Genomic DNA, 13,059 nt, shown 5'->3' on the forward strand with positions numbered 1-13,059 from the left:
TTAAGAATTCCTAGATGTGAATCCATCTGGACATATAACAGCTAATTATTATTGGGACAAGCGCAAGGCCAGCTCGTAAAGCTCCATATTGAAATCTTTTTTCGTATTTACGACCTTGTCAATATCAGTGGCTACCAGCTTGCCATCAATCGTTCCGCAAGCCTTGTCCGATACACCCTCAATCAATTGACGAACAGCAAAGTCACCCAAACGGCTTGCCAGATTACGGTCAAATGCGGTTGGTGTGCCTCCACGTTGGATGTGTCCAAGCACCGTTACACGCGGCTCATAATCCGGACAGTTTTCCTGGATTACCTGTGCTACGGTTTCACCTTTGCCTGCGCCTTCAGCAACGATAATGATACTGTGGCGTTTGCCGTGCTTAAAGTTTTGCTTCATCCGATCAGATACTTCATTCAGGTCAAACTCTACTTCGGGCACCAAAATCGTTTCTGCGCCGGAAGCCAGACCTGCATGCAAAGCAATATCGCCGCAATGACGCCCCATAACTTCTACGATAGAAGAACGTTCGTGGGATGACATCGTATCACGCAGTTTGTTGATGGCGTCCACTACGATACTAACCGCCGTATCAAAACCAATCGTGTAGTCAGTGAAGGAGATGTCATTGTCAATCGTACCTGGAAGGCACATTGTTTTAATTCCTTGTTTGGTCAGTTTGTTAGCTCCTTGATAGGAACCATCGCCACCGATCACGACTAAGCCATCAATTCCACGGTTACGCAAAATTTCAGCGCCTCGCTTCTGTCCTTCCTCGGTCGTAAATTCCAGACACCGGGCAGATTGAAGTACAGTACCCCCACGTTGGATAATATCTCCGACACTTCTCAGATCCATCGGAAAAATATCATCATTCAGCAGGCCCTGATATCCGCGCTGAACCCCGAATACTTCAAGTCCAAAATACAAGCCGCTGCGCACAACGGCGCGAACTGCGGCGTTCATCCCCTGTGAATCTCCACCACTCGTTAATACTGCGATTTTCTTAACTGCTGTCATGATTTATGACCTCCTCAAAATGTTCATAAAAGCCTTCTTATCCATCGACTGTTTAAAAAGAAAAACAAACGCATGAGCGAACTGTTTTTCATTAAACGTTTCGAAACCGCGCGCACTTCTTGCTGCTCGCTAACTTTGGGGTCGGATAAATATAACGCCAGCAATCCCTCGATAATCATCCGGTGAAAGGAGCTGGCAGGGACATCTGCAATATCAGCCCGCGCCCGATTCACAACATAGGCGATCCGGTCCAGCATCATGTCGGTATCTTCATAATAATTGCAGAAGTTAAGATCTCCGCCCTTCCGGTCTTCGTCTTGATCGATTAGATAATCCAGCAAAATATGAAGACTGCACACATGTGGAAAATACGATACATGTATTGAGGCAGCCCCCGCATCCGTGAGATGCTGGTCGCTAGCAGCAAGAAACAGCATAAATACCCCCAGGGTTGAACCGGTAGCCGCAGCAAATTCGTTCCAGCGCAACTCCGGTGTACGGCCCTTATGAACCGACCACCAATCCAATAGCGCTTGTTCGCGCAATTCGGGTTTAATATGCTTGTAAACTTGCAAATCCGTGTATAATCCCGCCAGATCCTGAACGTAAGGCATTGCCGCCTCATAGCCAGGAAGCCTGCTTACACAAGACTGACAGGTTGTCACCAGCCCGGTCAAATAACCGCCATCCTCCTGCTCACGACGCAAAGCGTAATAATTCACTGGCTTAGCTGCGGGGTTGACCGCATCCAGCATAGACTGATGCAACAGCCTGAAATCATCCGGGTCCATGGACGTGCTGCGATCACACAGGTTGTCCAGATAATCGCTAATCGTCTGGTACGCCACAATAAGCGGAATTAACGTCTGCCGGGCAGACATATTCCCTGCGGCATAAACCGCCCCGCCTACACAGTGAAACGTCTTTTCTGCTATGCTTGCAAGTGCCTGACTTCTCAGCTCGGGATCCGGAATCTGTTTAGCCTTGTGTTTCCAATTTCCCAATTCCTGCTTCGTTTCAGGGAGAATGTGCTTGTACATTCGGCTCATTAGACCTATGGGGCCTCTCGGAACTTGATAACGTCCTTGCTCAACATAACTCAAATGACGGTGCCTCCACATTGTTGTCTACGTAATTATACCTATCCAAACCATACTCATTATAATATGATCGTCCTTTTAGCACAAATGAACAACCTCACTTTTTCTTTAATATTTAAGAAAAATGAGCCATTTTCACAAAAAATCTTTATACCTGTCATAACCAAATGCACAAAAATTGAAATTAAACAAAATTTACCCTGATAAAATTATTAATTTCAGAATAGGTTAAAAGCCCTGCCTATCCCTTATCCTCTACGGGCTTCAAGCCTTGAAAGGCATCCCCCATGTTGGCCTGCTTCCATTTTCCAAAAGCATAATAGAAAATGACCGCCACTGCTGAGATAACAGTGTTTTGGTAATTGGACCCTTGGTCAAGGAAGGTTTACGACTCGCCTCTGCTGCGCTCATCTTCTCAACTCCTACAATAATGACTAATGTTTTTTTCCATTACGGTATAATACCCTATTCCAGTTTAGCCTTCTCATATCATAAACTTTTTTACGCAAAAAAGCGCAGTCCCTTAAACTATAAGGAACTGCGCTCTCAATTCATCGTTTAACCGTAATATATAAGACATCCGTATGAACGGAACATTTCTTACAATTCAGTTACACTTACAGTTTATTTACGTTAGCTGCTTGGGGTCCACGGTTACCTTCAGTGATTTCGAATTCAACCGCTTGACCTTCTTCCAAAGTCTTGAAGCCGTCACCCTGGATTGCGGAGAAATGAACGAATACGTCCTCGCCACCATCCACTTGGATAAAGCCATAACCCTTTTCTGCGTTAAACCATTTTACTGTACCTTTCAAGTGAACAACCTCCTAAAAATACCGCCATCTATGGCGAATATCCATATTATACTTCATGCTTTTTCACAATGCAATTGATGTTTTGAGGGCTTTTACAGGCTGGAATGATTTGCTTTTGCGGCGGAAACTGCGGTATCATGAACCAAAACATCTTTAAAATCGGAGACATGCATATGATGAAAAAACACGAAATATACAAAAAAGACAATTGGAACATGATGACTGTCGAGGTGCAGGGCCGTTACATCGTTCTACGAGAAATATCCGATGACTGGGGTGAAGAAGCCCACACGTTTTTGAGCCGTCCGGCGCTGATGCATTGGGCTGAAAATCGGTTTCCCAAGCAGTCCTTTCAAGATAACGAGGAAGAGTGGCAGCAGATCATGAACGCTTTCAAACAGGTATAGCGCTTCATGGTGTCCAACAGCTTTCTCATCTTCATTATTCTGGCCTTTACGCTGGGCGGAGTGCTGATCATGAAACGTGATACGTTACCGGCTCCTCTCAAAAAGTGGATGGCCCTCACTGCCGTTATCATGGTTTGCTTTGCCTTTTATCTTATTGTATACAGCTTATTAAATATAGGTTCCGACCCAAGGTAAAGAAAATTATACTTTTGGGCGCAAGAGGTCATACTATGGCATAACAAGCCATGGTATAAGGAGGATATGCCGTTACATGCATGCCACAAAACCTCTTGCTCTGCTGCTCACGGTCAGCGTGGCGGTTTCTTCGCTTTGGCAGCCGCCCCGTACCGCCGCAGCCCCACCCCACATTTCGTTCGATCAGAGGAGGCTCTCCATGAGTGAAATCGTAAAACGCGCAGACGCATCTGTGGAAAATACCTGGAAGCTTGAAGACCTGTTTCCAGACCGCAAAGCATGGGATCAAGAGTACGAAGAAGTCAAACAACTAGCCAAAAAAGCTACACAATTCCAAGGCAAGCTGAATTCAGCCGAAGCAATTGTCAACTGCTTTAAGCTGGAAGATGAACTATCGCTTAAAACCGAGCGCGTATATGTGTACGCCCATCTGCATCATGACGAGGATACGGCTGAACCTACATATCAGGGCCTTTCGCAAAAAGCCAAAAAATTAGGCGTTGAGGTCAGTGAATCCCTGTCTTTCGTGACACCTGAAATTTTGGCGCTGCCCGACAATCAGCTCGATGCATTGATTAAAGATCCGAAGCTGGCAGATTATCGCTTTACACTTCAGGAAATGAAACGGGAGAAAGCGCATATTCTGGGTAAATCGGAAGAAGCCCTGCTGGCTCAGGTGGGTAACCTGGCTCAAGCGCCGCAAACTATTTTCGGTATGCTGAACAATGCGGATCTGAAATTTCCAAAGATAAAGGACGAGAACGGCAAAGAGGTTGAACTGACGCATGGCAGCTATATTCAATTCCTAGAAAGTCCGCACCGGGAAGTACGTGAGCGTGCTTTTAAAGCGGTGTACGACACTTATGCCAAGAATAAAAACACGATTGCTTCCACATTAAGTGCCAATGTGAACAAAAATGTTTTTTATTCCCGTGTTCGCAAATACCCTTCCGTATTAGAAATGTCGTTATACGGTGACAATATTCCGAAGGAAGTGTACTCCAATCTGATTGATACCATTCACGAGAGCTTACCTTTGCTGCACCGTTATATCAAGTTGCGCAAAAAGCTGCTGGGCGTGGATGAGCTTCATATGTATGACCTGTTCGCTCCGCTTGTGGACGAATACAAGCTTGACATTTCGTATGAAGATGCTAAAAAGCAAACGAAGGAAGGTCTAAAGCCGCTGGGCAAGGACTATCTGGCTTCGTTGCAAAAAGGCTACGATGATCGCTGGATTGATGTGTACGAAAATGAAAATAAACGTACAGGCGCATATAGCTGGGGTGCTTACGGTACTCATCCTTATGTGCTGCTGAACCATAAAGATAACCTGAACAGCATGTTTACGCTCGCTCATGAGATGGGACACGCGCTGCATTCGTATTACTCGGATAATGCGTTGAAATATCGGGATGCCCAGTACACTATTTTCCTGGCTGAAGTAGCATCTACAACCAATGAAGCGTTGCTGATGGATTACTTGCTGAAAAAGTCTACCGATCCAAAAGAGAAAATGTACCTTCTCACCTACTATGCGGACCAATTCCGTACGACGGTATTCCGTCAAACGATGTTTGCAGAATTTGAGAAAATCGTACATGAGCGCGCAGAACAGGGGGAATCCCTTACACCGCAGCTTTTGTCGGAGATTTACTATGATCTTAACGTGAAATATCACGGCCCTGGCATGAAAGTAGACAAAGACATTGAAATGGAATGGGCCCGTATCCCCCATTTTTATAACAGCTTTTATGTCTACAAATATGCTACCGGCTTCTCTGCGGCAACCAGCTTCTCGAAACAGATTCTGGAAGAAGGCCAACCAGCCGTTGACCGTTATTTAGGATTCCTGAAGAGCGGCGGTAGCGATTATTCGATTAATATTTTGAAGAAGGCCGGCGTGGATATGTCCTCTCCGCAACCGATCCGCGAAGCGATGAGCGTATTCGAGGAAGTTATTACGGAAATGGAAAAGCTGACCGCCGGAAAGTAAAACCATACACGATTAGAATCCAGCATTAAAACGATGCACGGATAAATCCCTTGTCCATGACGGGCAAGGGATTTTATAATGTAGCGGAAGGAGGTGGCATTTTGAAAACACAATGGTCTCTGATCGCAGCTCTTGTTATCGCTTTGTTAACGGCTGTATTCGCTGTCATTAACGTGAACTCGGTCCAAGTAAATCTTCTATTTCGTACGGTCAATGTCCCTTTGATTTTGCTTATTCTCGGCTGCACTCTTCTTGGAGGGCTTATCGTCGGTTCCTTCGGTATTTTCCGTCAATATAAGCTTCAGAGAGAGGTCAAACGTCTGACCACCCAGCTTCATACACTGCAAGAAGAGCACACACCCGCTGCGGAAGCATATGCGGATACCGTCTATAACACGTCTGGTTCGTCCAGTGCGGTGTCTACATCTGACAAGGATACAGAGCAAACGTCCTCTGACCTTGACCGGTTGTCCAAATGAGGAGGAGCAACAACATGACGATTCATCTGAACGAAAATTATATCATGACCTTTCTGAATCAACTATTGAACACCCCCAGTCCCAGCGGCTACACACATCATGTGATGGAACTGATCCGTAAGGAAGCCGCAAGCCTTGGGGTGCCCTTAGAATGGAACGCCAAGGGCGGTGCCATCTTGACCCTGGAGGGCCAGCAAACAGACCGTACAGTTGCGCTGAGCGCGCATGTGGATACATTGGGTGCGATGATACGCTCAATAACCAGTCACGGTACCTTGCGGCTGACATCTGTCGGCGGTTTTATGATGAACAGCATCGAGAACGAATACTGCCTGATTCATACCAGAAGCGGACAAACATATACAGGCACGATTCTGTCGAGCCATCCGTCTGTGCATGTCTATGATGATGCACGTAGCTTTGAACGCAAGGAAAGTCATATGGAGGTGCGGATCGACGAGCTTGTCGAATCTAAAGAAGACGTGCTCCAGCTCGGCATTGCGGTAGGGGATTTTATTTCGTTCGACGCCCGTCCGGTCGTGACACCCAGCGGCTTTATCAAGTCACGTCATCTGGATGATAAAGCCAGCGTGGCTGCACTGTTTGGTTTACTGGAATCCGCTGTACGCGAAGACTGGAAGCCTCGTCATACCGTTAAGCTGATCATTTCCAACTATGAGGAAGTCGGTCACGGGGCTTCTTACATCCCCGAGGATGTCAGCGAGATGATTGCCGTCGATATGGGCTGCATAGGCGAGGATCTGAGCTGCAAGGAGACGGATGTATCCATCTGCGCCAAAGATTCTTCCGGGCCTTATGATTATGACATGACGACACGCCTGATTGAGCTGGTCAAGGAGCTGAATATCCCGTATGCGGTTGATATTTATCCGCACTATGGTTCAGACGCTTCGGCTGCTCTGAAAGCAGGCAACAATATCCGCGCTGCGCTGATCGGCCCTGGCGTACACGCCTCCCATGCGATGGAGCGTACGCACAAGCAGGCCGTGGTGAACACCGCCCGTCTGCTTGCGGCTTATGTGACGGTTTAATCCGAATGATGACGACCGGCCTGTTCCACTGGAGAATAGGTCGGTGTAGCTTAGCAAAGCCTTGAGGAAGAGCTTGGCGTGAAACTTTTGGAACGAACCAAAAGGCAAGTTCGACTTACGTCAGCAGGAGCGATCTTTTTAGAAGAATCCAGAAACATGGTTTCTCAATTGGAAAAATCCATTAAGATGACACAGCTTGCAAGTCAGGGGAAATTCGGACATTTATCCATCGCTTTTGTAGATTCGGCATCTGGCAGTCTGATGGTTAACGCCTTAAAGAAATTCCGGGAGCGTTTTCCAGACGTGAAGCTTACGTTGTTTGAAATGACATCTGCCCAACAACTGAAAGCCATACACGATGACAAAGTTCATGTGGGCTTCATGCGCTGGGCAGATCCATCTATACATATCACCTCTCGGCTCTACACCAACGAATCACTCATCGCCGTACTTCCCGCAACACATCCGCTAGCCCACCATCCAACCTTGTCTTTACGTTCTTTAGCGGAAGAATCTTTTATCCTGTCTCCGCCTCATATGGGATCGTCTTTTCATGATCTCATATTAGACTTTTGCAGACAACACGGCTTCCAGCCCCAAATCGTACAGGAAGCCGTTCAAATGTATACAATCGTTAATTTGGTAGCTGCTGGTATAGGCATCTCCATTGTTCCCTCTTCCGTTTCTGTTTTCCAACGCATAATGTTAGGTAGCTTCGAGTTTTCAAGTCAGGACATGAGTTATTTCCACGACAGATGTACTGGAATAAATACAAACAAGCAAGTCTCCATCTTTAACGGAGACTTGCTTGTTTAAGTAACAACGGAAAAGCGATTCACGCATCATACTTATTTCGTATTTTAAGATTTACTTTGTTCGATTTGCTCGGCCAGCTCGTTCAGATAGGTCCAGCGCTCCATTTGATGCTCCAAATGCTGTTCGGCCTTCGTTTGCTCAGCCATAAGCTCCTGTAGTCGTGCGGAATCATTGAAAGACTCTTCCATCTGTCGCTGGATGCTAGCCAACTTCTCCTCAGCCTGTTCGATCAATTCGTCAATTTGCTCATATTCCCGCTGTTCCTTAAAGGTGAATTTAAGCTTGGTTTTGGTGGTCTCCTTGACTGAATCCGAAGCATCCGCAGACTTAGACGTGGAAGACTGAGCAGAAGAAGTACCCGCCGAGACAGACGAATTCGCAGCGGATGGAGCATTTTTACTGATCCATTCTGCATACTCGCTATAATCGCCCACATGCACACGCACCTGTCCTTCTCCTTCGAATGCCAGTACCTTGTCTATCGTGCGGTCCAGGAAATACCGGTCATGGGAAACGATAAAAACAACACCCGGAAATTCATCCAGATAGTCCTCCAGCACGGAAAGAGTCTGAATATCCAGATCATTCGTCGGTTCATCCAGTAACAATACATTTGGTGCGGACATCAGCACACGCAGCAGGTACAAGCGCCGTTTCTCGCCCCCTGACAACCGGGAAATGACCGTCCATTGCGCGCTTGGCGCAAACAGAAAACGCTCCAGCATTTGCGCGGCTGTAATAGCCGAACCATCTGCTGTGCGGATCACTTCGGCTTCTTCCTTAATGTATTCGATGACACGCAGCGATTCGTTCATTTCCTGATGTTCCTGGGTAAAATAACCGAGCTTCACGGTCGGTCCCACAATCACACTGCCTGAATTCGGTTCTACGCGCTGTGCAATCATTTGGAGCAGAGTCGATTTTCCGCTACCATTGGGACCCACAATCCCAACCCGGTCACCGGGCACAGCGATATAGCTCAAATCCTGAATCAGCTTACGGGAACCTACCGATTTGGACAGGCGATCCAGCTCCAGTATTTTCTTACCGAGACGCGCGGAGGCAACCGACATGTCTACAGACCCGGAACGAGCTTCCGGCTGCTGATCCTTAAGCTGTTCAAATCGTTCAATACGCGCTTTCTGCTTGGTCGAACGGGCCTTTGCCCCCCGGCGAATCCATGCTAGTTCATTACGCAACAGGTTTTGCCGCTTTTGCTCCGAAGATGCTTCCCGTTCCTCGCGTTCTGCCTTTAGCTCCAGAAAACGGGTATAGTTGGCCTCATAGCGGAAAAGTCGACCATGATCCAGCTCTAGCATGACAGTTGCCACTCTATCCAGAAAATAGCGATCATGCGTAATCATCAACAACGCGCCGCGTCTTTTCTGCAAATACTGCTCCAGCCATTCAACCGACTCATTATCAATATGGTTGGTAGGCTCATCCAGAATGAGTAGCTCACAGGGCTGGATCAAAGCTGCTGCCAAAGCAACCCGCTTACGCTGTCCACCAGAGAGCACTCCCATACGTGCCTCAAACTGCGTGATACCCAGCCGGGTCAGTATGTTTTTGGCCTCACTCTCCAACTGCCATGCCTGGAGCGTATCCATTTGCTGGCTTGCCCGCAACAGGCGGTTTTGAAGCTCCTCGCTGCCCGGATTCAGCTCCAGCATCTCCATCGTTTCCGTATATTCGCGCACCGCCTTCATTTCCGGCTGGTTGCCGTGAAAAATATGTTGGAGTACCTTCACCTCAGGGTCAAACTCCGGATTTTGCGCCAAATATTGAATGCGTACACCGTTGTTGACCGCAATATTACCATCATCCGGTGGCTCTAAGCCGGAAATCACGCGTAAAAACGTTGATTTACCAGTGCCATTCACACCAACGACCCCTATTTTGTCACGTTCATCCATGCCAAAGGAAGCATCCTCAAACAACATTTTTTCGCCATAGCTTTTCGTTATATGTTCAACGGTCATAATATTCATACGGATTCCCTACTCTTCCCCTATTTTGTGATGCATCTTGTTTATTTTAACACAGTCACACCAAATGATTAAAAAAACCGTGATCTGAACGAGGTCAGTACGGTTTCTAGCTTTACAATATCACGGTCTGCGTATCCCGCTCCCGGCTTCACAGCCGTACATAAACAAGTTAGCCACAAATTCAGCCGTCTGATCCACATCGCATTCACGGAAATCTTTATCCAGTAAAATGTCCATTTTGAGGCGCTCCATCATGCCAATGAAAGCCTTCGCATGAAGCTCAGGCTGCTGCACACCCTCCAAAGCCAGTTTGTTTTTGACCATATCGGTATAATCCTGAATAAATCCGCGCATAAACTCCATTAAATCAGGGTCATTGTTCGGGGTCATAAAAAACAACTTGGTATGCTGCTTGCGCTTGTAGTGTAATGTAAGTGCAGTTTTGCCATTCGCAGCAGTCCCTCTCCCAAAGCGCGGTTAGCCAGTGCGCCCTGCATTTCGGCCAGGTATTGCTCGCAATCTCTGCGCGTAACCGCTGTAAAAAGCTGTTCTTTGCTTTTGAAGTACAAATATACCGTGCCTTTGGCAACACCCGCCTGTTCTGCAATCTCGGAAATCTTGCTTTCATAAAAGCCTTTGGTGCCGAAGATTGTATAAGCGGCGTCCAAAATAGCTTCATATTTATCTCCATGTATACCGCCCATCTTCGCACCTCCCTGTATTAAAGGATAAACAGAATTCCTGCCAGAGCGACCAGCCCCCCGAAAATGGAGCTAATGCTGTTCACTCGATCATTGCTCATCCAGCGCCATCCCCGCACATAGACTGTCGGCTGTCCACAATGCGAGTCCACCTCTACTTCCCGATCACAAACCGTGCAGAACCGCATCATTTGCACCGTAGCACCCAGATAAGAATCGGCAAAAGCCCCCGCGCTGCCAGATATTCCTCCGATCAGTGCCCACAGCCATAGTGGCAGGCCCGGCATTCCTGCGGCGTATCCAAAGACCCATGCCCCTGTTCCAATCAGCACGCCCCCAGCCAAAGCCGCGGCCGTCCCCAGAGAAGATACACCTCCCGAGGTTCCGGGTGCCAGCACCTTGCCATTCAGTATCGAGCGAGGCGGCTTGCGGCTCAGGCTGCCAAATTCCGTTGCCCACGTATCCGACGTGACCGTAGCCATGACGCCAACAAAAGTCAACTGCCAGGCAACATGAGGCCAGATCGCATATCCCAGGCACAGCAGCATACCTAATCCCCCGTTGGCCCATACCTGTCCTGCATCCCGGTTTCCGGTTTTGGCATACGATTTTTCAAGCTCTGCCTTGCGCTCCTTTTTGAACCTCGACAGCAAGGTTGATGTGATGAAGAACAGGAGCAAGGTCCCAAACCAAAACAGGTTACCTGCACCATAATACACGGTTCCCATCAGCACAGCTGCCGCAAAGCCCGATAAGGTTAAGGATTTTTTATAAAAAGCAGCCCCCGCCACTATAGCAGCGCCAAGCAATCCGATGATCCAATCCATGATATACCCCCACTTTGAAATGAATCTCTCGTTTTTCTTTTTTCAGTTCGTATATTATTGTACAACGCTCTACACTTATATAAAAGCCGCGTCCCATGCTATGGCACAGGACACGGCCCTTACATTCTTGCGTACGAGAATCACTCCATACTGCCCAACTACCAAAGAACTCCCTTTTTAATCATCTTCATTGATACTATCCATGCATCAGCTTAACCGATTGTGCAGCTTCCTTGACGGTCAGTTCCCCAAAATAGCTCGAAACGATCTCCACTCATTGTTGGCCCTACACCTGCCGGAGTGCCTGTAAAAATAATATCGCCCTCACCCAGTCCATAATGATTCCCTATGTAATCAATGATATGCTTGATGGAAAAAATCATATCCTTGATATGGCCGCGCTGTACTTCCTGTCCATTTTTGAGCAATGAAAAATCCTGCTGCTCCAGCGTGTCCAGTTTCTCTAGAGGCAAGAACGGTGTAACGGGAGCAGAAGATTTGAACCCTTTAGCCGCCGTCCATGGGTGACCCTTTTTCTTGAGAACGCTTTGTACATCACGCAGGGTAAAATCAATTCCGAAGGCAAAAGCATTCAGAATCGCTTCCGCAGACATATCCGGTTCGTAATTACGACCCACAGCCACAACCAGCTCAGTCTCGTAATGAATGTCTCCTTGATCTTTAGGAAGCTCCAGTGTTGCTCCATCCAGCGGAACTACCGCATGAGAAGGCTTTAAAAAAATCATTGGCTCTGTGGGAAGCTCATTTCCCAGTTCCTCGGCGTGCAGCTTATAATTGCGCCCGACACAGTAAACATTACGAATTTCCACGTTCATTACGACCCGTCACCCTTCCCGCGTATGTAGTCCCATTATTTAATAAATAGATTACGTATATAGTGCCACATCCGGTGCTTGGAATGCAAAAAAACCTGCTCCCAGCGATCCGGCCAATTGGTACAAATCATCAATTCAGGATGTAACGAGGCCAATCTCCGCATCATGCTACGGTCATCCACCGTCCATGCCATGACAGTGATACCGCGTCCGGTCAAGTCTTTCATCAGCTTTCGATCCAAACGCGGGTAGCCCATGGATAGAAAAGAGCATTGCAGCCCTTCCAACTGCTTTGCCAGATCGTCCGGACGAGCATCAATAATCAGCCCGGTACGGATACCTGACGCCAGCTCTTTGGCCCGGCGTAAAGCCGAACGCTCAAAAGAGGTCAATACCACCTCATTCTCCATATCTCGCGCCACAATTTCACGGAGTACGGCCTTCTCCAGCCCCGGATACATATCTCCTGCGGTTTTCAGCTCAATATTGAGCGATACGCGGCCACGACACAGATCCAGCACTTGTGCGAGAGCAGGAATGCTTTCACCTTGATATTCCGTGCTTTTCCAGCCACCTGCATCCAGACGTTTCAGCTCTTTCCAGTCTGTATCCTTCACCCGACCTGTGCCGTTAGTCGTGCGCTCCAGCGTGAAATCATGAATGACCACCGGAACGCCATCCTTCGACAGTTGTACATCCAGCTCAATCCAGCGCACAAACGGCTGATCTATTGCAAGCTTAAAAGCCGCCAACGTGTTCTCGGGAGCAATTCCTGAAAAACCGCGGTGAGCTACGCACAAATTGTCCATTCCGGTTATGACCTC

13 protein-coding genes and 2 pseudogenes are annotated in these 13,059 nt (G+C 47.7%); 7 read left to right on the plus strand and 8 right to left on the minus strand.

All coding sequences use genetic code 11. The annotated features are described in order from the left end of the window. Positions 1 to 48: 48 nt before the first annotated feature. The 3 genes from pfkA to ACQ4MX_RS04715 all read right to left on the minus strand — a co-directional run bounded on the left by pfkA (position 49) and on the right by ACQ4MX_RS04715 (position 2,935). Positions 49 to 1,020, minus strand: a complete 972-nt coding sequence (pfkA, locus tag ACQ4MX_RS04705; protein WP_431089568.1) for a 6-phosphofructokinase — start codon at positions 1,018 to 1,020, stop codon at positions 49 to 51. Between the two features lie 23 nt (positions 1,021 to 1,043). After that, the gene (locus ACQ4MX_RS04710; protein WP_431089569.1) at positions 1,044 to 2,123 is read right to left on the minus strand and encodes a tetraprenyl-beta-curcumene synthase family protein; all 1,080 of its coding nucleotides are present in this window, start codon (positions 2,121 to 2,123) and stop codon (positions 1,044 to 1,046) included. A 614-nt stretch (positions 2,124 to 2,737) separates the two neighbouring features. After that, the gene (locus ACQ4MX_RS04715; protein WP_010348936.1) at positions 2,738 to 2,935 is read right to left on the minus strand and encodes a cold shock domain-containing protein; all 198 of its coding nucleotides are present in this window, start codon (positions 2,933 to 2,935) and stop codon (positions 2,738 to 2,740) included. 173 nt (positions 2,936 to 3,108) lie between these two features. On the opposite strand from ACQ4MX_RS04715, the gene ACQ4MX_RS04720 reads away from it, so the two are divergent. From ACQ4MX_RS04720 to ACQ4MX_RS04750, 7 genes and pseudogenes are all read left to right on the plus strand, one after another. After that, a complete protein-coding gene (locus ACQ4MX_RS04720) occupies positions 3,109 to 3,342 on the plus strand; it encodes a hypothetical protein (protein WP_431089570.1) in 234 nt (77 codons plus the stop codon). Positions 3,343 to 3,348: 6 nt separating this feature from the next. Continuing rightward, positions 3,349 to 3,537: a hypothetical protein gene (locus tag ACQ4MX_RS04725; protein ID WP_025686450.1), complete on the plus strand. Its 189-nt coding sequence runs from the start codon at positions 3,349 to 3,351 to the stop codon at positions 3,535 to 3,537. 199 nt (positions 3,538 to 3,736) lie between these two features. Then, positions 3,737 to 5,533: an oligoendopeptidase F gene (gene pepF / locus ACQ4MX_RS04730; protein WP_134914352.1), complete on the plus strand. Its 1,797-nt coding sequence runs from the start codon at positions 3,737 to 3,739 to the stop codon at positions 5,531 to 5,533. Between the two features lie 56 nt (positions 5,534 to 5,589). Continuing rightward, the gene (locus ACQ4MX_RS04735; protein WP_431089571.1) at positions 5,590 to 6,012 is read left to right on the plus strand and encodes a LapA family protein; all 423 of its coding nucleotides are present in this window, start codon (positions 5,590 to 5,592) and stop codon (positions 6,010 to 6,012) included. A 14-nt stretch (positions 6,013 to 6,026) separates the two neighbouring features. Beyond that, the gene (locus ACQ4MX_RS04740) at positions 6,027 to 7,064 is read left to right on the plus strand and encodes a M42 family metallopeptidase (RefSeq protein WP_431089572.1); all 1,038 of its coding nucleotides are present in this window, start codon (positions 6,027 to 6,029) and stop codon (positions 7,062 to 7,064) included. A gap of 63 nt (positions 7,065 to 7,127) precedes the next feature. Beyond that, positions 7,128 to 7,184: pseudogene (locus ACQ4MX_RS04745) on the plus strand (hypothetical protein); the annotation flags it as partial. 66 nt (positions 7,185 to 7,250) lie between these two features. Further along, positions 7,251 to 7,880 carry a LysR family substrate-binding domain-containing protein gene (locus tag ACQ4MX_RS04750; RefSeq protein ID WP_431091253.1) on the plus strand — a complete coding sequence of 210 codons (630 nt, stop codon included), beginning with the start codon at positions 7,251 to 7,253 and terminating at the stop codon, positions 7,878 to 7,880. 44 nt (positions 7,881 to 7,924) lie between these two features. Here ACQ4MX_RS04750 and ACQ4MX_RS04755 read toward each other — a convergent pair whose 3' ends face one another. The 5 genes and pseudogenes from ACQ4MX_RS04755 to ACQ4MX_RS04775 all read right to left on the minus strand — a co-directional run bounded on the left by ACQ4MX_RS04755 (position 7,925) and on the right by ACQ4MX_RS04775 (position 13,044). Continuing rightward, complete coding sequence (locus tag ACQ4MX_RS04755) at positions 7,925 to 9,871, minus strand: ABC-F family ATP-binding cassette domain-containing protein (protein WP_431089573.1); 1,947 nt, start codon at positions 9,869 to 9,871, stop codon at positions 7,925 to 7,927. A 120-nt stretch (positions 9,872 to 9,991) separates the two neighbouring features. Further along, positions 9,992 to 10,575, minus strand: a pseudogene (locus tag ACQ4MX_RS04760) (TetR/AcrR family transcriptional regulator). 17 nt (positions 10,576 to 10,592) lie between these two features. Continuing rightward, positions 10,593 to 11,399 (minus strand): DUF92 domain-containing protein, encoded by an 807-nt coding sequence (locus ACQ4MX_RS04765; protein ID WP_431089574.1) that lies wholly within the window; start codon positions 11,397 to 11,399, stop codon positions 10,593 to 10,595. A gap of 212 nt (positions 11,400 to 11,611) precedes the next feature. Further along, a complete protein-coding gene (locus tag ACQ4MX_RS04770; protein ID WP_431089575.1) occupies positions 11,612 to 12,235 on the minus strand; it encodes a fumarylacetoacetate hydrolase family protein in 624 nt (207 codons plus the stop codon). A gap of 35 nt (positions 12,236 to 12,270) precedes the next feature. Beyond that, positions 12,271 to 13,044 (minus strand): glycerophosphodiester phosphodiesterase, encoded by a 774-nt coding sequence (locus ACQ4MX_RS04775; RefSeq protein WP_431089576.1) that lies wholly within the window; start codon positions 13,042 to 13,044, stop codon positions 12,271 to 12,273. Positions 13,045 to 13,059 lie beyond the last annotated feature (15 nt).

It is taken from the genome of Paenibacillus sp. 8b26, assembly GCF_050626875.1.
Classification (GTDB): Bacteria; Bacillota; Bacilli; order Paenibacillales; family Paenibacillaceae; genus Paenibacillus.